This is a genomic window from Pseudomonas tohonis (genome assembly GCF_012767755.2).
In the GTDB taxonomy this organism is placed as follows: Bacteria; Pseudomonadota; Gammaproteobacteria; order Pseudomonadales; family Pseudomonadaceae; genus Metapseudomonas; species Metapseudomonas tohonis.
Genome location: NZ_AP023189.1, coordinates 3,423,820 through 3,445,491, shown reverse-complemented (window position 1 = coordinate 3,445,491; position 21,672 = coordinate 3,423,820). Strand labels below are relative to the sequence as shown.

The following is a 21,672-nucleotide window of genomic DNA, read 5'->3' as shown; positions in this document are numbered from 1 at the left end:
CTTCCCGGAGAGCAAGGATGAATTTCGATATAGATCTAGGCGATGTAACCGAGCTGCTTCCAGATGAAGTGCTGTATGCGCTTGATAACGAAGCGCAAAACAACAGAGATATTGACGCGCTATGCCGTCGATTGGAGGCAGCACGAACCATGGAAGAACTTCTCGATATGTGTAAGGACATCCATTGGTTCCTGTGTGCTTTCTGGCACGGACGCCGGGAACAATTCGACGAAGCTCGGGACAGGATCTACCACGCACTGGACGTTGCCGCTGCTCGCTTGCGGGTCCAGCATGGCTGATACCAACGACAGTCACCTTGTCTCGGCGTAACGTGTGTCTGCACCTGTTGTTTCTGTAACGCGCCTGAGTCACCGCCACCGCAATTTTCTAGAGCCATTCCTCATCAGTTCTCGGCTATCCATAACCGGATATCTGACGCTGCATCCCGCAAACGAATTCGCGCTTCACCACAGGTCCCGGATTTCGTGGCTTGCAACTGCCCCCGACATTTCCTGATCGCCCGGGCAGCTTTCAGTACGTTGTCTTCGGCCTTTGTCGTCGCCATCCGCTTGCTTGCAAAAATAACCCCACTGTCTACGTTGCAATTACGCAGTCACCGTGGACATGCGCCCCAGCCGCTCAGGACGTGAACGCTGGACCTGACGAAGCACAGCCTCGTCGGGGATAGGGAAATCAACCAGAAGCACAAAGGGAACTTGATGAAGCGCCTGATGAGTCATGTCCTCTCGCGTAGAGGTCCGTGGGAACACTTGTGCCTGTCGCTCGCGCTGTTCGCGGTGCTGGTGATCGTCAGCTTCCTCCTTTTCGAAGAGCCCATGCAGCGCCTGCTGGCGAGCCTTGGCCAGCAACCTGCGGACCCCGTGCGTGCGCTCAACCTCGCCGTTCTCGTCATCGCGTTGCTGGCCCTGGACGTGGTGCTGCCGGTGCCGTCCAGCATGGTTTCGCTCCTGGCGGTTGCGGTACTGGGCGCCGTGGGCGGCTACCTGGTGATCTTCATCGGCCTGTGCCTGGGGTCGTTGCTGGGCTACTGGCTGGGAGCCGGGTACTTCCGCATCGCCTCCGGGCTGCTGGACATCGAGGACTGGCGCAAGGCCGGGCGCCTGCCCACCCGGCTCAACACCTGGTCGCTGATCTGCCTGCGTGGCGTGCCCGTGCTGGCGGAAACCTCGGTGCTCGCCGCCGGCATGCAGCGCTATCCGCTGCGACGTTTCCTGGTCATCACCACCCTGGCCAATGCGGGCCTGGCCGCGGTCTACAGCGCGCTCGGCAGTTTCGTCGCCGAGGACCAGGTCCTGCTCCTGGCGGTGATGGCCAGCATGCTGTTGCCGGCGTTGTTCCTGGCGGGCCGTGGCCTGCTGGCCCGTCGCGGCCTCACCACGGCTGCCTCCGACGCCCATCAGCTGGAGGGCTCCTTCACCGTCACCTACCGCTATCCGGTGCTGTTCACCGAGCACCTGTTCGCTGCGAACAACGACTGCCTGCACCGCCAACTGACGGACAACGGCACCCGTACCGCAAGCGCCATGGTCTTCGCCGACGCGGACCTGCTGCGCAGCAACCCCGCCCTGGCCGCGCAGATCCAGGGCTATTTCCAGTCCCGCGCGAGTCAGCTGAAGCTGCTGGCCGATCCCATCGCCGTGCCCGCCGGCGAGTCCTGCAAGACGCCCGATGTGCTGCAGCGCCTCTATGGGCAGATGCTCGAGCACGGCCTCGACCGGCACTGCTACGTGCTCGCCCTGGGCGGTGGTGCGTTGCTGGACGCCGTGGGCTACGCCTGTGCGACTTTCCACCGTGGCGTGCGGCTGATCCGCATCCCCACCACCGTGCTGGCGCAGAACGATGCAGGCGTCGGCGTGAAGAACGGCATCAATGCCTTCGAGCAGAAGAATCTCCTGGGCGCCTTCCAGCCCGCCAACGCGGTGATCAACGACTTCCAGCTGCTGCTCGGGCTGCCCCGGCGCGACCAGCTGGCCGGGTTGGCGGAAGCGGTCAAGGTGGCGGCGATCAAGGACGCGACCTTCTTCGCCTGGCTGGAAGAACACGCCGACGCCCTCTCCGCCTTCTCCCATGAGCCCAGCCGCTATGCCATCCGCCGTTGCGCCGAGCTGCACCTGGAGCAGATCACCCGGGGCGGCGACCCCTTCGAGCGCGGCAACGGCCGCCCCCTGGACTACGGCCACTGGGCGGCACACAAGCTGGAAAAACTCAGCCAGCACCGCCTGCGCCATGGCGAAGCGGTGGCCGTCGGCATGGCCCTGGATGCCTTCTACGCCAAGGCCCTCGGGCTTCTCGCGGAGCACGAGGCCCAGCGCCTGCTCGGCCTCCTGGCCCGGCTCGGCTTCAACCTGTCGCCGCCCGAACTGACCCTGCGCGATGACCAGGGCAACCTGTGCGTGCTGCAAGGGCTCGAAGACTTCCGCCAGCACCTGGGGGGCGAGCTGTCCATCCCCATGCTCGAACGCATCGGCCGCGCCGTGGATGTCCACCAGATCGACCAGCCGACCATGGAGCTGGCCCTGCAACGACTGGTCGAGATGGGCCCACGCGAGCCGGTCTGGACCGAGGGCTACGCGCGATGAGCCAGCCGATGCCCAGCCTGCGGACCTGGATGACCCTCGGGCGCATCTCCAACCTCCCCACCGTCTGGACCAACGCCCTGGCCGCCACCCTGCTGGCCAGCAGCGCGAGCGCCCTCGCCCCGCCCTCCCCGCTGGCCTGGGCCCTGCTGCTGGCGGCCGCATCCGCCCTCTACCTGGCCGGCATGCTGCTCAACGACCTGATGGACGCCGACTGGGACAGCCGCCACCACAACCCACGGCCCATCGCCCTCGGGCTGGTCACCCGGCAGCAGGTGGCGCTGGCCAGCACCGCGCTGTTGCTGCTGGCCGCCGCCGCGCTGCTGGGCCTGAGCCAGTTGATCGCACGGCCCGGCTGGTTGCTGGCCAGCGCGGCCCTGCTGCTCGGGCTGATCCTCGCCTACAACCTGCTGCACAAGCGCCACGCCCACAGCGTCTGGTTCATGGGTGGCTGCCGCGCGGCCCTCTACCTCACCGCCGCGGCCAGCCTCACCGCTCCGCCGGCGCCGCTGTGGCTGTGCGCCCTGCTGCTGGGCACCTACATCAGCGGGCTGACCTACGTGGCCCGGCAGGAGCATCTCAACCAGCTGGCGAGCCTGGCGCCGGTGCTGCTGATGCTCAGCCCGCTGGCCCTGGCGGTCTACGCCCAAGGCCTGTGGTTCTGGCTCATGTTGCTCGTGTGGCTGGGCTGGCTGGGCCTGAGCTACCGGCGCCACCTGGCGGCGCCCGAACGGCGCAACGTGCGCGCCTTCATCGGCGCGGGGCTGACCGCGCTGCCGCTGATCGACGCCATGGTCCTGGCCCTCGCCGGCTATCCGCTGGGCAGCCTGGCCTGCGTGGGCGTCTTCCTCCTGCTGCCGCGCTTGCAGCAATGGGTGAAACCGACATGAACAGCCCGACCACGCTCCAGCTCGGCAGCGATCGCATCGCCGACCTGCACCAGGCCCTGCGCGACGAATTGACCGGCCCCGCCCTGGCCTGGTGGCACCAGGCCCGCGAACGGCTCGCCGCACAACCCGACATACAGGCGCTGATGCGGCTCAGTGGCCCATGCCGACGCCAGATCGGCGATGCCCCGGTGGCCGGCCTGCCGTGGACGCGCGCGGCTCTGGCACGCGCCCTGCTCCTCGCCCAGGCCCTGGAAGCCGACGCCGGTCCCGGGCGGGCCACCCTGCTGCAGCGGTATTTCGAGTGGGGCGACGACCAGGAGAAAGCTGCCGCGCTGCGGGCCCTGGACTGGCTCGACGGCCAGGGCGCCAGCCTGGAACTGGCGCTGTTCGCCGGGCGCACCAACAGCTGCGAGGTGTTCGCCGCCCTCGCCCTGGACAACCCCTACCCGGCCCGGCACTACCCCGAGCGGGCCTTCCACCTCCTCATGCTCAAGGGCGTCGGCATGGATTTGGACCTGCGCCACGTCCAGGGCCTGGCGCCGCGTCGCGGCCGCGAACTCAACCAACTGGCGCTGGACATGCTGGAAGAGCGCCTGGCCGCCGACCGCCCCGCGCCACCTGGCATCTCGCACCTGCTGGCGTGGCCACTGCTGGAGCCCGAAGAGCTCCAGCGCCTCGACGCCCATCACCGCCAGGGGCGCCTGCCAAGCGGCTGGCTGCCCGGCGAGCTGCCTCTCCAACACCGATAACGACAACGCAAAGGACGCCGACATGCCCACCTATTTCGACCCGCACATCCACATGGTCAGCCGCACCACCGACGACTACCAGAACATGGCCGCCGCCGGCATCACCGGCGTCATCGAGCCGGCCTTCTGGCAAGGCCAGGCGCGGACCAGCCTGGGCAGCTTCGTCGACTACTTCGACACCCTGGTGGGCTGGGAACGCTTCCGCGCCAGCATGTTCGGCATCCACCACTTCTGCACCATCGGCCTCAACCCCAAGGAGGCCAACAACTACGGGCTGGCCAACGAGGTACTGGACATACTGCCCCGCTACTTGGTGAAGGATGGCGTGGTCGGCGTCGGCGAGATCGGCTACGACGACATCACCCCGGAGGAAGACCGCTTCCTCGCCCTGCAGCTGGAGCTGGCCCGGCAGTTCGACCTGCCGGTCCTGGTGCACACCCCGCACCGCGACAAGATCGGCGGCACCAAGCGCACCCTGGCGGTCATCCGTGAAGTCGGCATCGCCGAAGACCGCGTGCTGATCGACCACCTCAACGAACTGACCCTGCCCCTGGTGCTCGACAGCGGCTGCTGGCGCGGGCACTCCATCTACCCCAACACCAAGATGTCCGAGCAGCGCATGGTCGCCCTGCTGCAGCAGTACGGCACCGAGAGGATGGTGGTCAACAGCGCCGCCGACTGGGGCGTGAGCGACCCGCTCAAGGTGCCCAAGACGGCCGACGCCATGCGCCAGGCAGGCTTCAGCGAAGCCCAGGTGGAACAGGTGCTGTTCCACAACCCGGTGGACTTCTTCGCCCAGAGCGGCCAGCTGGACAAGGCCGCCGTCGCCACCCTGCTGCCCATCGACCAGCGCCGAAAATGGCAGGACAACTCCGCCCTGCGGGGCCAGGAACCGGTGGTGCGATGAGCCCGGCAATGGGATGGACCCCGCCCCGGCTCGGCTACTGCGGCAACGTGCACCCGGCCCATGACCTGGCCGCCCTGCGCGCCTCCATCGCCGGGCCTTTCCAGGCCGTGCGCCGGCAGCGCGGCCTGCCCTACCAGGACAGCGGCCTGTGGATCAGCGCCCGCGCCGCCGCCGAACTGCAGCAGCCCGGCCCGCGCGCGGCGTTCCTCGCGCTGTTGAAAGATAGCGGCCTGCGCCTGACCTCCCTCAACGGCTTCCCCCATGGGCGCTTCCATGGCGGCCACGTGAAGAGCGGTGTCTACCGGCCGGACTGGTCCGAATCCCCACGCCTGGACTACAGCCTGCAACTGGCCGCGCTGCTGGCCGAGGCGCTGCCCGAGGACTGCGACCAGGGCGTGATTTCCAGCGTTCCCCTGGGCTATGCCGCCGATTGGTCGATCGAACACCTGGCCCGCGCGGAGATGCACCTGCTGCAACTGACCGAAGCCCTCGCGCAGCTGAAGCGCAGGACCGGCAAGAACATCCGCCTGTGCCTGGAGATGGAGCCCGACTGCGTGCTGGAACACACCGACCAGGCCCTGGCCTTCTTCGCCCACTGGCAGGCCCGGGACCCCAACCATGACCACCTGGCGTTGTGCTTCGACGTCTGCCACCAGGCGGTGCTGTTCGAGGACTGCCACGCGTCCCTTTCGTGCCTGCGCCAGGCCGGCATCGCCATCGGCAAGATCCAGCTCTCCAACGCCCTGGTGTGCCGCCTGCCCGGGGACGGGCAACGCCGCGAGGAGGTGCTGGCCGTGCTCGGTGGTTTCGCCGAGGGCACCTACCTGCACCAGGTCAAGGCGCGCCACCGCAGCGGCCAGTTGCTGGCCTGGGCGGACCTGCCCGCCGCCCTCCTCGACCCGGCCCTGGCCGGTTGCAGCGAACTGCGCGTGCACTTCCACGTGCCCCTGTTCAGCGAGCGCTTCCAGCTGCCGGAACTCGGCGGCAGCCAGCAGGCCCTGGGGCGGGTGTTCGAGTACCTGGCCCAGCACCCGGACTTCCGCCCGGCGCTGGAGGTGGAGACCTACAGCTGGATGGTGCTTCCCGAGGCCCTGCGGCCCGGCTCCGAAGCCGCCCTGGCGAGGGGCATCGCCGCCGAGCTGGACTGGGTGCAGGCGCAGCTGCAACGGCATGGCGTCCTCGCCGGCGAGCCGCTGCGGGAGGTGCGACATGCTTGAGCCCAGGCCCCTTCTGCTGGTCGATGTGGTCGGCCTCACGCCCGCCCTGCTGGGCGAGAACACGCCGCACATCAACGCCCTGCTCGGCCGTGGGCGCATGGCCGGCATGCAGCCGGTGTTCCCGGCGGTCACCACCACCGTGCAGTCGTCCATGCTCACCGGGCTGCCGCCCTCCGGGCACGGCATCGTCGGCAACGGCTGGTACTTCCGCGACCAGGCCGAGGTGCGTTTCTGGCTGCAGCCCAACGCCCTGGTCCAGGGCGAGAAGGTCTGGGACGTGCTGGCCCGCGAGCTGCCGGGTTTTCGCTGCAGCCAGCTGTTCTGGTGGTACAACATGTACGCCGACGTCGGCGCCTCCATCACCCCGCGCCCGCACTACCCCGCCGACGGGCGCAAGGAATTCGGCCTCTACTCCTCCCCCGACGGCCTGCACCAGGAGATCGAGCAGCGCATCGGCACCTTCCCCTTCCAGCACTTCTGGGGGCCGGCCGCCGGCATCGGCTCCAGCCGCTGGATAGTCGACTGCGCCATGGCCGAGTTCGAGATCAACCGCCCGCACCTGCAGCTCGTCTACCTGCCGCACCTGGATTACGACCTGCAGCGCCTGGGCCCCACGCACCCCGGCATCGCCGCCGAGGTGCGCGCCATCGACGCCGAGGTCGGCCGCCTGCTGGCCTTCGCCCAGGAACGGGGCGCCGCCGTGATGCTGGTGTCCGAGTACGGCATCGAGGCGGTCGAGCGTTCCGTTTCCATCAACCGCCTGCTGCGTGCCGATGGCTGGCTGCAGGTGCGCCAGTCCCTCGACTGGGAGCTGCTGGACCCGGGCGCCAGCGCGGCCTTCGCGGTGGCCGACCACCAGGTCGCGCACATCTACCTGCGTCGCGGACAGGACCTGCCCAGGGTGCGCAGGCTGCTGGAGTGCGAACCCGGCATCGAGCGGGTGCTGGACCGCGTCGAGCAGCGCGCCTGGCAACTGGAGCACCCACGCAGCGGCGACCTGGTGGCGATCGCCGCCCCCGGGCACTGGTTCGACTACCAGTACTGGTTCGATGACCACAAGGCGCCCGACTTCGCCCGCACCGTCGATATCCACCGCAAGCCCGGCTACGACCCGCTGGAGCTGTTCATCGACCCCGCCATCACCCTGCCCAAGCTCAGGGTGGCGCGGCGCCTGCTGCGCAAGAAACTGGGGTTCCGCTACTACATGGACCTGATCCCGCTGGACACCCGCCTGGTACGCGGGAGCCACGGCCGACTTCCCCGCAGCGACCAGGATGGCCCGCTGCTCATCACCGATTGCGACTTGCCTTTACCGGACCGGCTGCCGGTCACCGCGGTAAAACAGTTGCTCCTGCAGTACTTCCTGGGGCACCGAACTCTCGACAAGGCCATAGCCAAGGAGACCCCATGCAACGAGCCCTTCCCCTTGCAGTACTGAGCGCCCTGGCCGGATTGGCCCAGGCCCAGAGCCAACCCGCCTTCGACTGCACCGCCTTCTTCGAATACGGAGGCAAGCCCGAAGAGGTGCGCAAGGCATTCGAACAATCCCCCGAGACCCTGGCCTGGAACTGGTTCGTCTGCCTCAACCATCCACTAGCCCAGGACAGCGCCGACCGTGTCTGGGAGGGCCTCAAGCCCACCGACCAGGTATTTCTGCCCGATGGCAGCAAGCCGCTGCCCTATGAAGAGCGCGAGCCCACGCCGGTCGCCGTGGTCAAGGCCGCGCAGGCCATGGGCATGGACACCGCGCGCACCTTCCACAACCTCGACAGCACCCAGCAGGTCGACGGCCTGATCCTGGAGATGGGCGGCAACGTGCCGGCGGCGCAGAGGGGCCAGCCGGTGCGCTTCCAGTTGCTGATGGGCAGGGACACCTTCGGCTACATCGTCGACAAGGGGGTCTACAACGTCGACGGCCAGGCCGCGCTCACCGCCAACCTGGCCTTTCCCGCCGCCGCCTGGGAGCTGAAGACCTCGTGGATCTGGATCGGCAACGACCAGGCGTTCATGAAGACCCTGGCCAACGACGGCTACTACATCGTCCAGGCCTACTACCTGCAAAACGGCAGCCAGTACCAGGTGGGCTACGCGGCCCTGAGCGGCATGCACGTCATCAACAAGCTCACCGATGACTGGGCCTGGACCACCTTCGAGAACCGCAACAACAGCAAGTACACCGTCACCAACGACATCCCGCCCAAGCCCATGACCAACAGCACCGGGCCCACCAGCGCCGCGCAACCGGTCAACGCCAGCTTCCAGTCGCAGTACCCGGCCCTCGCCCAGTACGAGCTGATCGGCGTGCAGCACACGGCGGGTGGTGCGCCCAAGCTGCTGGCCAACTCCCAGCTGGAGTCGGCCTTCCAGAGCCAGTCCTCGTGCCTCGCCTGCCACGACACCGCGGCCTATTCGGCGAAGAAGGGCTACTTCAACTTCGCACTGCCGCAGCAGGACGGGATCGTCTACCCCACCGAGCCGCTGCCGGATTCGGCCTTCGCCGGCTACAACAAACTGGACTTCGTCTGGTCGCTGAAACGCGCCCAGTGGAAGCGTCAAGGAGGACAGCAATGAGCGTCTTGAACTTCCCCCGCCTCTACCTCAACGGCCATATGTTCTGGAACCCGCCCACGGCCAACAACAACGACATCTACCCGCTCTACGACGCAGCGAAGATGGACCTGAACTGGCCCTTCCTGGAGAGCTTCGGCATCAACCCCGCCAACGCGCGGGACAAGGTGCTGCCCTGGCTGATCGCCCCGCTGCCCGAGGCCCAGGTGCCGGAATACGTGTTGCAGGTGCCCAACAACAGCGCCAACAGCGGCCTGCCGCAGATCCCCGCGGAATGGGACCTGTTCGGCGACAACGCCTGCGGCACCGTGGACTACAACGACATCCGCTCGCTCGTCATCGGCGGCGAGCTGCAGGCCAACAGCTACATCGAGCAGGACCCCATCGTGGGCAAGGGCTTCCAGTTGCTGGGCAACCCCTTCGGCAGCGACAAGCCCACCCCGGCGCGCTTCGTCGACATCAGCCCCTGGCAGAACACCTTCACCGCGCTCTACTTCGACCGCCTGGTGCTGGGCGACGCCACCTGCGGCCTCACGGCCAAGCGCGCCTACCGCATGCTCGACCGCTTCCTCAATTTCAACTGGGGGGCCGTGCAGGGCCTGAACACCGTCACCACCACCTGGCAGACCTGCTTCCCCCGCGAGAACCTGCAGTGGCAGCTGGGCGACTCGGCCCTGCTCAAGGCCCTGCAGCAACAGATGGAGGCGCAGAACGCCAAGGGCCTGATGTTCCGCTTCACCACCTACCTGACCTACTACGACCGCAACGGCATCTTCAACGACTACCCACCGGTGGTGACCCGCACTGGCGGGCCCGGCTGCGACACCTGCGCAACCGATCCCCAGTGCGCTGACTGCCAGCAGTGCCTGAAGGCCCTGGCCGTGCAGCAGCAAGCGCTGCAGGACATGTATCAGAAGGGCCTGGACAACGTCGCCGACATCTTCTTCAACCCGGCCTACAGCCGTACTTCCGGGGTGCTGGGCCTGTGGTTCGCGGATGAGTACCCCACGGCCCCGGCAGGCCGCCGGCTCGTCGCCGCCGATCCGGCGCCTATCCTGCAACCGATACCCGACAACACACACAACCTGAAGTCGCTCCCGCTGGGGGTGATCTCCGCCCAGGCCCAGGATGACGTGCTGTCCCTCGACCTGGGTACGGGCTTCCCCTTCTATCCCCTGGCGGCCAGCGAGGCGACCGTGCCGGAATGCGAACGGGTGCAGCTCGGCGACTTCCAGGTCGGCATCCAGCAGAACGGCAACTTCCAGGGCCTTGTCGACCTGAGCTACCAGCAGTACGCCCAGGCCGCCTTCGACAAGCGCTCGGGCCTTGTCGACCTGCCCCTGCCCGGCGCCGCCGACAAGCTCCAGGCCGGCGCCCTGGCGATACGGACCAAGGTGACCGCACCCGCCACGCCGGTGCTCGTCGCCGATCAGCAGATGTGGACCGCCGAAGTGATCGAGAGCGGCACCTTCATCGACGTCGGGGACACCCGCACCCTGCAGATCATGGTGCAGTACGACGGCCTGCCCGCCCCGGCCGGCACCACCCTGTGGGTGGCGGAGTACAACAACCCCTACATGCTGACCACCAGCAGTTACTTCCTGGCCTTCAGCAATGACGTGGACTTCGGGCTGATCACAGACGACCCCGCCAACCGCAACAACAATGCCACGCTGCTGCCGCAGTTCGTCGGCACCCAGGCGCCGGCCAGCCTGGTCAGCGAGGGCGCCGGCCGCAGTCTGCAGCGGATGCTGCCGGCGAGCGACGCCTCGACGGGCACGATCAACTACCAGCACGTCAAGGCCACCCCGGCCGGCGTCAGCCTGGCGCCCTGCCTGCAGTACGTCCCGTCCATCCCGCGCACGGGCGTGCTGGGCGACGGCACCACGGTGGACTACAGCCTCACGCAGATCACCACCGACGCCAACGGCATCGCGCAGGTGACGGTCAAGGCCATCGCCGCCGGCTTCCCGACCCTGCGCTTCTTCGTCCAGGACGGCCCCGGCGCGGCGCCTGCAGTGCCCTTCAGCTTCGACTACACGGAGGCCTACACCGACTTCCTCGCGCCCCTGCGGGTGCTGCCGGACGAGCCCGGCTTGATGGGCGAGTTCGTCGCGGCCTGGAACAAGGTGTGCACCCAACAGGATGCGCGGGTGCAGATCTGGGAGGGCTTCATCTACCCGCGCATCTTCGAGCCGTTCTATTACCTCTACCCGATCATGGACAAGTACATGCCGCTGAACTCCCTGCAGCGCATCGAGGGCGCCATCGACCAGCTGATCCGCCTGGTCAGCAAGCCCTACCAGGAGGAAAGCACCCTTGCCATGCCCATCACCCGCGACCTGCCGCAGAGCCGGCGCGCGGTGCTGGAACGCTGGGCCAACGAGCTGGTGAAGCTCAACTACCCGCCCCGGCCCCTGACCTGAACCGTCGTAGACCTGGAACCCGCAGGCGGGCCGGCGCCGCTCGCCCGCCCTGCCCGTTACGAAGGAGTGTCCCCATGAAGAAAACCCATCTGCTCGCCTGGCTGCTGCCCCTCGCACTGCTCGGCCAACCCGCCCTCGCCGCCGATGACGAAGGCGACGTGTTCTTCACCAACGGCGTGCACAACACCCTCGGGTGCGACGCCAGCAACGGCAACTGCATCGCCGAGCGCAAGCCCGGCGAGCCCAGCGATCCGTTCTTCCCCGCCACCTGGATCAGCGACTGGACCATGTTCCGCGTCACCCAGAACTACGAGAAGAACCCGCCCCCCTACAGCAACCCGCCCAGCACCCTGAAGCCGGCCGACTACACCGTCTCCAAGGGCACCAGCTACTACGACACCACCTACATCCCCGCCGATGGCGACGGCTACGGCGCGATGATGGAGCACTACGAGAAATACTGCCTGCCGATCTTCCCGATCAAGGACAACAACTACACCTGCTCCTTCGTCTCCCTGGGCAACAAGGCCTTCTTCCTCACCTACGAGGACCGCCCCAAGGACATGCCCGAGTGCTGCTCCTTCTCGCCCATGAACCACCCGGCACGCCAGGACTTCGTCCAGCACCTGCCCTACAGCCCGGCCCGCAGCCAGAACCTGGGCGGCAGCCTGCAGGCCTATGCGCTGGACGTGCAGTCGCCCCAGGGGCCGATCCTGTTCGGCTACGCCTTCTACAAGGACGCCACCCGCGCAGCGCCTGGCCAGCCGCTTTTCCGCCACCCGCAGTCGTTCTACTTCTCCGGGGACGCCAGCGTCGCCAACGCGCCCATCGTCAGCCAGAACTACGTGAACTTCCGCACCGACAAGCCGGACCCGGCGCAGACCTGGGACCAGGTGGCGAAGAAGTGCCCGGTGAACCCGCAGCCCTGCCAGTTGTTCAACCCGCCGGCGTCCCAGGACAACGGCGCCGAGGCGCAGTGGAACAAGCTCCAGTCCCGCAAGCCCTGACCGGCAAGGAGAGCCGCCATGAATCCAAGTTTCCGTCTCACCGGGCTGGCACTGCTGGCCCTCGCCTGCGCCAGCTGCAACCTGCGCGAACAATCACCCGCCCCCACCACGCCCGCACCGACCAACGCACAGTGCCAGCCCCCCACCACCGCCCCGGCCGCCAACGCCAGCCAGCAAGCCTTCGATGACTACAGCTGGCGGCTGTTCATCGCCCTCAACTGGCCCGCCATGGCCGGCCAGCGCGGGCAGCCTGACTGCAGCCAGCCCCTCGGCGGGGCCGGCCCCAGTGTCTGGCAGAGCTACAAGACGGTGAGCGAGATCTTCCTGCCCAACGGCGCCAACCCCGGCCCCTGGAATTCGCCCCTGGGCACGCGCAGCCTCGGCATCATCAACATCGCCGCCTTGAAGAACACCTCGGTGGTACAGGCCGTGGACCAGGCCGTCGGCGGCTGGCTCATCGACCAGAAGGGCAACCCAACCTACTACGACATCTCCGCCAACCAGGCGTCCTACGACTACATCGTGCAGAACGGCTTCTATAACGCCAACACCGTGGCCAGGGCGCAGAACATCGCCTTCCCGGCCCAGGCCACCGAGGTCAAGGCCGCCTGGCGGGTACTCACCAGCCAGGACGACGCCAGCCGCTACCTGACCACCCAGGCCCAGGTGGCGCAATTCAACGCCCAGGGCCAGCCCACCGGCAGCACGGCACCGGCCACACTCGGGCTGGTGGGCCTGCACATCATCGTCAAGGCACCGGGCTACCCGCAGTGGATCTGGTCCACCTTCGAGCAGGTGGACAACGTCCCGGGTTCCTCTGCCGGCAACGGCACCTACAGCTACTACAACGCCAGCGCGCCGGCGGCCAGCGTCAACCAGTCGCCCTGCAACTGGCAGCAGCAGGGCAGCCAGCTGGTGTGCACGCCCAAGCCCGGCGCCACCTTCCAGACCCCGGACCCGCTCAGCCGCGTCACCCCCATCGCCAGCACCACGGCCGCCGTCAACGGCCTCTACCAGCAGAACCTCGGCAGCAACGTGCTGCGCTACTACCAGCTGGTCACCACCCAGCGGCCGCTGATGCCGGACAACCCCAGCAACCCGCTGGGCCAGCCGACTCCGGCGCTGTCCGCCAACGTCACCATGGAGAGCTACATCCAGCCCAACAGCAGCTGCATGAACTGCCACTCCATGGCCACGCCGGTGCACAGCCCCTACAAATCGGACTTCTCCTACCTGTTCAAATTCGCCAAGGCGCCGGCAACGGCACCCCACAAGGACGAGGAATGACCCATGAGCATCCTGAACGGACCCCGACTGAACTTCTGGGGCGGCATCCGCACCGACGTGAGCCTGCCCAACAACTCGCCGACCATTCCCCAGGGCAATCGCAAGCTGCACCTGTTCGACCTGCCCAACTCCCAAGTCGCGGCCGAAGCCGCCGGCTACAGCGACGACCAGCTCAATGAATGGATCAACGCCCCGACCGGCGACTACTACACCGCAGGGGGCTGGAACCACTATGGCCAGCACGTGGTGGACATGCAGAACGTGCTGGTCAGCTCCCAGGGCACGCCGGGGGCCATCAGCACCACGGGCGACCTGGTGGGGCAACCGGTCTACCTGCTCGGCTCCAGGGACCCGGTGACCGGCCAGGCCCCGGTCTCCGGCCCCATGATGGTGGACCTCGACCCCTCCAGCGGCATCACCACGCAGATCTACATCGGCGGGCTGCAGATCGGCGGCACCAGCAACCCGCAACTGGTGATCCAGGCCGACGTGGTGGCCAGCAGCTTCGACGTGGCCCCCCGGCTGCTCAATGGCGAGGATGACGCCCCGGGCTCATCGCCGCTGTCTGGCACCTTCCAGGTCACCTTCCCGCTCAGCGCCATCGTCAGCTGGAACCAGAGCAGCGCGATGCTCAAGGCCATCATCCAGGCGCCCGGCGCCACCGGCATCGTGGTTCGTTTCGTGATGTTCGAGATGTGCCCGGGCATGACCACGCCGCAGCTCGATGCCGACTACGCCGCCGGCCAGTACACCCCCAACCCCAGCATCGGCCGGGTCATCGGCACCCTGGCCCCGGCCTTCGCCGGCGAGCCGCTGATCTGCCCGGTCGGCCGCCAACTGGTGAACGGCGGCACCGGCGGTGCGGGCTATGCCCAGCAGTACAGCCAGAGCGGCCAGGCGATGCTGAGCCTGGACATGGTCAACCTGATCCCCAAGGCCGACTTCCGCGCGGTACGCACCGACATCACCAGCCCCATTGGCCCGAACATCGACTACGGCCCGGTCAGCATCAGTGCCGGCAGCACCCTGCTGGCAACGCTGCCCGACACCAGCCCCTACCTGGTGGACTACTCCCTCTATGGCGGCATCGTCGACCTGCCGCTGACCTCCACCCAGTCGGCGGCGGCGCAGGCCACGCCCCTTTCCATCACGGCACCGAACACCGTCGACGACACCACCCTGGCGGTGGCCGAAGTGGCCTACCGGCTCTACAGCGACCAGCGCAACCTGTACATGGACGAGTACCCGGGCGGGGTGACGCTCGACCTGCAGGTGCGCTACCTGGGAGGGCCGGTGCCGGCCAACGGCAGCATCGCCCTGAAGACCTCCTTCCCGGGGGCCATCGTCGACCCGAACAACTGGAACCTGCTGCAGTACAGCGCCACGGTCCCGATCAGCCAGGGCCAGACCAGCGTGTCGATCCCCCTGTCGCGCAAGGAAGGAACCGACGCCAAGGCCGGCTACACCAAGCTCGCCTTCTCCCTGGGCGATGGCAAAGGCTTCAGCAACTTCCGCTTCTACTCCCACACCGACTTCGGTATCCCCGCCGGCAGCATCCCCACCTGGGACCAGGTCTACCCGGCCGTGCTGCGCTTCCACTACCTGGCCTTCCCGGCCATGTCGCGCTTCATCCCGCTGAACCAGCAGGACGCCATCTGGAACGCCCGCGCGGCCATCGTCGCGCGCACCGCCGATGCCTATCGCGGCACCACCCTCTACATGCCGGTGGTGCGCTCCATGTCGCCGAGCCAGCGGGCCCTGCTCAAGGCCTATCTCACCAGCACGCCCTGGCAGCCCTGAGGAGGCGCACATGAGCATCCACATCCCCCACAGCCCCGATGAAGACCTGCGCCCCACCGTCGTCGTCGCCGAGGGCCTGCTCAACCCCCGGGGCCTGTGCCGGCAACCCGATGGCAGCCTGCTGCTGGTGGAAGCCGGCTCCGGCCACCCCGATGCGCCCTTCAGCGGGCGCATCAGCCGGCTGCGCCCGTCCCCTGGCAGCCCGGGCGCCTACCTGGCGCCCAAACCGGTGGCCCGGGGCTACCGCTCCATGAACATGCAGGTGCGCATGCTGCGTGACGAAATCATGGGGCTCTCCGACGTGGCCTGCGCCGATGGCCGTTGCCTGGCCAGCCTCACCGACTACGTCGACGGCTCGCGCGTGCTCGACCTGGGGCAGGACCCACCGGCGCCGGTGTTCCACAGCCGCGGCAACCTCAACGCCCTGTGCTTCCACCCCGGGCGACGGACCTGGCTGTCGGTGAAGCCCGATACCAACCAGGTGGTGGAATTCGACGACCGGGGCGAACGGGTCGTCGCCCAGATACCCGACATGGACCAGGGCCAGGACGCCGTGCCGGTCACCCTGGTGCACGAGCCCACCACCGGCGCCGTCCTGGTCAGCCTGTTCTCCGGTGAACGCCGGCTGGACCCGACGCGGCAAGGCATCGACTTCGTCGAGCGGGCCGGCCGGGTGATCCGCGTCTGGCCGGAAGACGGCTCCATCCAGCCACTGGTCGACGGCCTGCAACTGCCCACCGGCCTGGCCTTCACACCCGGTGGAGGCCTGCTGGTCCTGGAACTCTGCCGCGCCCTGCTGCAACCGCTCGATGCACAGTGGCAAGGCGAGGCGCGGCATGGCGGCTTCGAACGCTTCAGCGGCCGCCTGCTGCACTGCGACCTGGCCAGCGGCACGGTCCGTGTCCTCGCCACCGGTCTCGACACCCCATCCAACCTCTGCCTGCTCGACGACGCCGTGCTGGTCAGCGAAGGCATGGGCCTCCACGGCCGCCCCCTGCCCCTTCCCGGCGGCGGGACGGTGCCGCTGGATGGGCGGATACGGCGGGTGTCGTTACAGGGCTATCTCTAGAGGCGGGTCTCCCGTGGCAGTCGGCCTGTTGCCACGGGGTATTTTCGTTATGTAACGCTTTCTTTTTTCCGTTACGTAACTAGAATTGCGCCGTCTTCCCAGGAACGGCCCCATGGATACCCCCGACTCCCCCGGCGCCCGCAAGCGCGGCCGCCCCGCCACCGGCAACGCCATGAGCAATGCGGAGCGCCAGCGCGCCTACCGCGAGCGTCAGGCGCAAAAACGTAACGCCGATTCCGTAACGATAAATGAGCGTGCCCAGCAGGCCCTCGAAAGCACCGTCGAGTTGCGATCGCAGCGCGACCAGGCCCTCGAGGCGCAGGCCCGGGCCGAGCACAAGGCGCGGGAATGGGAGGGCAAGGCCAAGTCGTTGCTCAAGCAGTTGCGTGAACTGGAGCAGCGCAGGGACGCCCAGCCCGCCTGGTACCAGGACCCGGGCATCGAATCCGTCTACGTGCTGGAGTCGCGCCTGCGCGAGGAGAAGCACTGGAAGCGGGTCGCCTCGATGGGGGCATTCACCCGCAAGGAGGTGGCGGATGAATGGCTCAACTCCATGCTGGCCCACAGCAGCATGATCGAGTACCGGGTGAACCGGATCAGGTTCAAGACCGAGTAGCCAGCGTGGCCCTTGCTCCACCCGGTTCGAGTGGAGCGAGGGCGGTGGATCAGAAGAAGAACAGCTCCAGGGTCGCGCCGAGCATCAGGGCCACGCCGACGATGCTCACCGCCACGACCAACCGCACCAGCGCCGGGAAGAAGCCGTCGGCCGTCTGGAAACGATCCCAAAGGCCCAGGCGCGTCTGCAGCTGGCGCTCGCTGCCCGGCAGCAGGGTCTCGAAGGGCGGCGGAACCCGCGATGCCTCGGGTGCCGCTTCCGCCGGCTCGCCACTGCGCAGCATCTCCGCCACCCGTGCCTCGCCTTGCAGCAGGCGGATCAGTACGGCCTGGCGCAGTTGGCCCAGCGCATTGGCCAGGGCGTTGGTCCAGCCGTCGATGACGTTCATCCACTCGCCGATGTTCTGCTTGTCCGGGGCCGGCAACTGGAAGTGCCCGAGTGCCTCCGCCCAGCTCTGGATGCCCAGGTCGCCGAGCAGCTCGGGGTTCAGCGCGACATCCCCGGCCTGCCGGTAGACGCCGCCCAGCACCCGGTGCAGCTCGGCCCCCGCCTTGATCACACGCTTGAGTTCACGGTTGCTCACCTTGCCGTCGGCGGTGACCACCGCCACCACGTTGGCCAGCAGGCCCTGGGCGTCGCGCACGCTCGCGCCACAGTGGTCGGCGTAGTGCAGCACCGCCAGGGTGGACTCCAGGTAGGCGTCCCAGCCGGCCTGCAGCTGGGAGGCCGCCGCGCGGTGGGCGCTGCGGCAACGGCGGTCGTGGTCGATGATCTCGCGCTGCGCCGCCTCGCACTCCTGGCGCATGGCTTCGATGGCCGCCGGCAGTTCGCGCGGTTGCAGGGTGCGGTCGCGGTGGCGGATAACGCCACCGGGCGCCTTGTAGATACCGGCCCGCAGGGCTTCGAGCAGGGCCTTCTCACGTTCCAGGGCGCGCAGCTGCTCGAGCTGGCCGTGCAGGCTTTCCGGGTAGAGCTGTTCCAGCTGGCCCAGTGCATCGTCCAGGTCGAGCGCGTAGAGCGCTTCGACATTGGCCGCGTGGCGCACCACCGAACGGCCGAGGTAGGCACCGCGATAGCGGCTGTTGAGGGTCTCCAGGGCGAACTGGCGGTCCAGGGCCTGCAGGGCCTCTTCCTGCGCGACCGGCTCCTTGTCTTCTTCCTGTTGCAGCAGGCGCCGGGTCATGGCCTCACGCACCACCTGCGCATCGGCGAACACGCACCAGGCGCTGCGCGGATCCAGCTCGGCCGGTACGTAGAGGCGCTTGGCGTTGTCCTCGCGCTCGTGGTTCTGCGGGTGGGTCGCCCACATCTTCGGCGGCTGGGCGAACTCGCTCTGGAACACGCGATGGGCCTCGCGGGCCTGCTCCGGCAGCTGCGGCACATCACCGTAGCCCGGGTCATTGAGCACCTGGCGCATGTGCTCCAGCACGCGGCTCTGCACGGCGAACAGGTCTCTCACCCGGCGCCCTTCGTGCAGCTCGCCATAGCCAAAGCCCAAAGCCCGGTCCCAGGCGTCGTCGGCGGCCTGCAGCTTCTGCAGCGCATGCACCAGGGCGTCGCTGCCGGTCAGCGATACGGCCACCAGGTCCGCCTGGAATTCCATCTCGCGCGACAGGGCGCGCTGGGCCATCAGCACCAGGTTGAAGGCGGTTTCCAGCAGCGAACGGATGGACCAGACCACCAGCGTCAGCGCCATGCCGATCCAGGCCACGCGGATGTCGGTGCGCGACAGCATGCGCAGGAACTTGTCCAGGGCATCGCGCTTGGCAACGATGTGCGCGGCGATCTGCTGGGCCACGTAGACCCAGCGCCCGACCGCCATGCTCTTCTGGCCGAAGTGGCCGAACTCGTGGGCCAGCACCGCCTTGAACTCGCTCAGGGTGAGGACGTTCACCAGCCCCAGGCCGATGATCAGGTTCTTCTTCGAGGGGAACAGCAGGTTCAGCAGCGACAGGTCATAGAACACCGCCGCGTTGACGTTATCGGCGAGGAACACCCGGTGCGGCCTCGGCGCGCCGGCCTGGTCGGCCAGCCTGTGCAGGAACTCGAAGAGACGGGGCTCCTGCTGGGCGTCGATCTCAAGTCCAGGGACATCGCTGCCCTTCTTGAAGAAGAACAGCGCCTTGATCATGAACAGCGCCAGGAAGCCGGCGCAGAGGCCGACCAGCCAGCAGATCCAGGCGTGCTTGGCATCCACCAGCGCCAGGTTGATGAGGCGGTAGCTGCTCCAGGCGAAACAGGCGGCGATGGAGAAGTACAGCAGGATGAAGGCGCCGAGGCCGGCCATCGCGAGCATCGCCTGGCGGCGGTAGGACGCGCTCGGTTGGCTGAGGTTGGCCGGCACGCTGGCGGGCCCGGGCGGGTAGATGGAGTCCATTTCAGGTCCCTGTTTCTGTCCATGAAGGGTGTGGCCGTCGCGGGGTGCTGTCGGCGTCGGGCGACTCTAGCCAAAGGCCACTATCGCGCCAAGGTCCGGGGCACCAAGCGGCGTGAAAAATGTGCGGACTGTGCGCGACATCCGCCCGCGAGGCCCGCCATGCGGGCCCGGATCATCACGCCGCCCGCCTGAGCCGCCAGCAATAGACCAGGCAGCCGGTGAGGCAGCCGAGCGAAAGGAGGCAAAGCAGCAGCATGCCGCGCTCCTGTGCGCTCACCAGCCAGTACAGCTGGTACGGCAGGTAGGCCAGCAGCAGCCACAACGCCGATTTGCGGGAGAAGAACAGCAACACCCCGGCAAGCATCAGCAGCAGCGCGAAGAGGACACTCGCCGCGCCGGCGAGTATGGAAATCTCCCCGGTTCTCATGGCCTCCCAGACCACCCCGCGGTTCCACAGCAGCGCGAGGAACTGGGCCGAGCAGAACGCCAGGATAGCCAGGCGCAGCGCGATGGAGGTAACGCCCGGTTTATCGTCTGTCCTGTCTGTCACGGCATCGGCTGCCGGGGGCTGGAACGGGTTATCCATGTCATTGCTCCATTGTGAAAGCGGCAAACCTAGCGTTTTTCCGCAACGGCCACCACTCCCGGCGTGCGTGTCCAGATCACCGTTCGGTTTGGCGATGGGCCGTCACCTGTTTCTCAGCAGCAGGGGCGTCGTTGCGGCTTCCCGCCCTGGCTCCGCCCTTCCCTACAGCCTTTTGCCGCAACGCCGATGGCCTCCCCCCGCCCCCTGGCCGACAATCCCCGCCAGCCCTGAGCCCATGCTTTCCTGGAAACGGAATCTTCGATGCAGAACGCTCATATCGGCCTGGCCATCGTCGGCCTCATCGTCGTCTTCGGCCTGGTTCTGTTCTATTTCGACCACCTGCGCGAGCCCCGCAAGCCGCCACCCGCGGAGGATGAAGCCACCTGAAACGCCAACGGCCCGGATCATCCGGGCCGTTGCGTTATCGGGATGTAGGCAATGTGTGAACGACTGTAGGGGCGACTTCAGTCGCCCAGCGATGCGCAGCATCGCCACTCTACCCGCACGCCTGGAGCTGTTGACGGATCCACCGCATGGGTTTCGCTTCGCTCTACGCCATCCTACGAAATACGAAAGCTGCATACGCGTGGCACCGATCAACTGACCAGCACCACCCCGCCCGGCAATTCGGTCACGGTCGCGCCGTAGGCCTCGCGGATCAGGGAAGCGACCTCGGCCAGCTGGTCGAGGCGGAAGCGGGCCTGCACCTTGCGCCGGCCGAGCTCGCCGTTGACCAGCAGGATCATCCCCGGGCGGTAGCGGTTGATCTCATCGATCACCGCCGCCAGCGGGGCGTCATCGAACACCAGCAGTTGCTCGCGCCAGGCCATGACCACCGCCGGGTCGAAGGCCATGGGCTCGCTGCGCCCATGCGGGTCATAGCTCAGCTGTCGGCCAGGCGGCAGCAGCAGGCTGCGTCCGCGCACCTCCACGGCCAGGCTGCCTTCCAGGCAGGTGACGCAGATGGCATCGCCCACCGCGCGCACGTTGAAACGCGCGCCGGCCGCATCCAGGGTGCCGGCTCCGGCCACCACGCGGATCGGCGCCCTGGCCAGCACCTCCACCTCGCCTTCGAGCAGTTCGATGCCCGCCACGCCGCCGCCCAGCGGGCGCCGGTTGATGCGGGTACGGGTGTTGAGCTCCAGGGTCAGCCCCTCCGCGAAATCCACGCGGCGCTGCTCGCCCACCTCGGTGCTGTAGTCGGCGCCCAGGCCGGACAGCGCCCCGGGCAACGAGGGCCGTACCAGCACCACGGCAAGGGAAGCCGCGATGGCGCCGCCGAGAAACGCGCGCCGGCCGAAGCGCCGGGACGGCAGCCTGGACGCCGGGACAGCAGGTTGCTGCAGCGCCACGGCAGCGGGCGCCAGGGCCTGCCACAGTTGCCGGGCGCGGGTGAAGGCCGCGCAGTGCTGCTCGCTTTGCGCGCACCACAGGCGGAAGGCTTCGGCGTCACGGGTGGTGGCATGGCCGGAGGTGAGGCGGAGCAACCAGGCCCGGGCTTCGTCCTCCAGCCGGGTCTGCCCGGCGGTGCCGGAATCGGGTCCTGTCATGGCGTCGTCGTTCAAGCGCAGCTGTT

At 67.8% G+C, this 21,672-nt stretch carries 18 protein-coding genes; 15 read left to right on the top strand and 3 right to left on the bottom strand.

The genetic code is table 11. The features are described 5' to 3' along the window. Positions 1–17: 17 nt before the first annotated feature. From HSX14_RS15755 to HSX14_RS15690, 14 genes are all read left to right on the top strand, one after another. On the top strand, positions 18–299 hold the full coding sequence (locus HSX14_RS15755; RefSeq protein ID WP_173175343.1) for a hypothetical protein: 282 nt from the start codon (positions 18–20) through the stop codon (positions 297–299). A gap of 420 nt (positions 300–719) precedes the next feature. Next, complete coding sequence (locus tag HSX14_RS15750; RefSeq protein ID WP_173175345.1) at positions 720–2,600, top strand: 3-dehydroquinate synthase; 1,881 nt, start codon at positions 720–722, stop codon at positions 2,598–2,600. An 8-nt stretch (positions 2,601–2,608) separates the two neighbouring features. Continuing rightward, positions 2,609–3,487, top strand: a complete 879-nt coding sequence (locus HSX14_RS15745) for a UbiA family prenyltransferase (protein ID WP_373874689.1) — start codon at positions 2,609–2,611, stop codon at positions 3,485–3,487. After that, positions 3,484–4,236 carry an EboA domain-containing protein gene (locus tag HSX14_RS15740; protein ID WP_228723446.1) on the top strand — a complete coding sequence of 251 codons (753 nt, stop codon included), beginning with the start codon at positions 3,484–3,486 and terminating at the stop codon, positions 4,234–4,236. Before HSX14_RS15745 ends, HSX14_RS15740 begins: the two co-directional genes overlap by 4 nt. 22 nt (positions 4,237–4,258) lie before the next feature. Beyond that, positions 4,259–5,143 carry a TatD family hydrolase gene (locus HSX14_RS15735; protein ID WP_173175351.1) on the top strand — a complete coding sequence of 295 codons (885 nt, stop codon included), beginning with the start codon at positions 4,259–4,261 and terminating at the stop codon, positions 5,141–5,143. Beyond that, positions 5,140–6,360: a metabolite traffic protein EboE gene (eboE, locus tag HSX14_RS15730; RefSeq protein WP_173175353.1), complete on the top strand. Its 1,221-nt coding sequence runs from the start codon at positions 5,140–5,142 to the stop codon at positions 6,358–6,360. The genes HSX14_RS15735 and eboE overlap by 4 nt, the downstream gene beginning before the upstream one ends. Further along, entirely contained in the window at positions 6,353–7,798 is a 1,446-nt protein-coding gene (locus HSX14_RS15725) for an alkaline phosphatase family protein (protein ID WP_173175355.1), read from the top strand. The genes eboE and HSX14_RS15725 overlap by 8 nt, the downstream gene beginning before the upstream one ends. Further along, complete coding sequence (locus HSX14_RS15720; RefSeq protein WP_173175358.1) at positions 7,768–8,931, top strand: hypothetical protein; 1,164 nt, start codon at positions 7,768–7,770, stop codon at positions 8,929–8,931. Before HSX14_RS15725 ends, HSX14_RS15720 begins: the two co-directional genes overlap by 31 nt. Further along, on the top strand, positions 8,928–11,354 hold the full coding sequence (locus HSX14_RS15715; protein WP_173175360.1) for a hypothetical protein: 2,427 nt from the start codon (positions 8,928–8,930) through the stop codon (positions 11,352–11,354). The genes HSX14_RS15720 and HSX14_RS15715 overlap by 4 nt, the downstream gene beginning before the upstream one ends. A gap of 74 nt (positions 11,355–11,428) precedes the next feature. Beyond that, positions 11,429–12,361, top strand: a complete 933-nt coding sequence (locus HSX14_RS15710; RefSeq protein WP_173175362.1) for a hypothetical protein — start codon at positions 11,429–11,431, stop codon at positions 12,359–12,361. 18 nt (positions 12,362–12,379) lie between these two features. Continuing rightward, positions 12,380–13,648: a hypothetical protein gene (locus tag HSX14_RS15705; RefSeq protein WP_173175364.1), complete on the top strand. Its 1,269-nt coding sequence runs from the start codon at positions 12,380–12,382 to the stop codon at positions 13,646–13,648. Between the two features lie 3 nt (positions 13,649–13,651). Further along, positions 13,652–15,448, top strand: a complete 1,797-nt coding sequence (locus HSX14_RS15700; protein ID WP_173175365.1) for a hypothetical protein — start codon at positions 13,652–13,654, stop codon at positions 15,446–15,448. A 10-nt stretch (positions 15,449–15,458) separates the two neighbouring features. After that, the gene (locus HSX14_RS15695; RefSeq protein WP_173175367.1) at positions 15,459–16,517 is read left to right on the top strand and encodes a hypothetical protein; all 1,059 of its coding nucleotides are present in this window, start codon (positions 15,459–15,461) and stop codon (positions 16,515–16,517) included. A gap of 112 nt (positions 16,518–16,629) precedes the next feature. Further along, positions 16,630–17,133, top strand: coding sequence for a hypothetical protein (locus HSX14_RS15690; protein WP_173175370.1), 504 nt, complete (start codon positions 16,630–16,632; stop codon positions 17,131–17,133). Between the two features lie 49 nt (positions 17,134–17,182). Here the strand turns inward: HSX14_RS15690 and HSX14_RS15685 are convergent, their stop codons facing one another. After that, positions 17,183–19,510, bottom strand: a complete 2,328-nt coding sequence (locus HSX14_RS15685; protein WP_173175380.1) for a M48 family metallopeptidase — start codon at positions 19,508–19,510, stop codon at positions 17,183–17,185. A gap of 175 nt (positions 19,511–19,685) precedes the next feature. Beyond that, positions 19,686–20,096 (bottom strand): hypothetical protein, encoded by a 411-nt coding sequence (locus tag HSX14_RS15680; protein WP_173175382.1) that lies wholly within the window; start codon positions 20,094–20,096, stop codon positions 19,686–19,688. 261 nt (positions 20,097–20,357) lie between these two features. Here HSX14_RS15680 and HSX14_RS31415 point away from each other — a divergent pair, with 261 nt between their 5' ends. After that, on the top strand, positions 20,358–20,483 hold the full coding sequence (locus tag HSX14_RS31415; protein WP_271106178.1) for a hypothetical protein: 126 nt from the start codon (positions 20,358–20,360) through the stop codon (positions 20,481–20,483). Between the two features lie 209 nt (positions 20,484–20,692). Here HSX14_RS31415 and HSX14_RS15675 read toward each other — a convergent pair whose 3' ends face one another. Further along, positions 20,693–21,646 (bottom strand): FecR family protein, encoded by a 954-nt coding sequence (locus tag HSX14_RS15675; RefSeq protein WP_173175384.1) that lies wholly within the window; start codon positions 21,644–21,646, stop codon positions 20,693–20,695. Positions 21,647–21,672 lie beyond the last annotated feature (26 nt).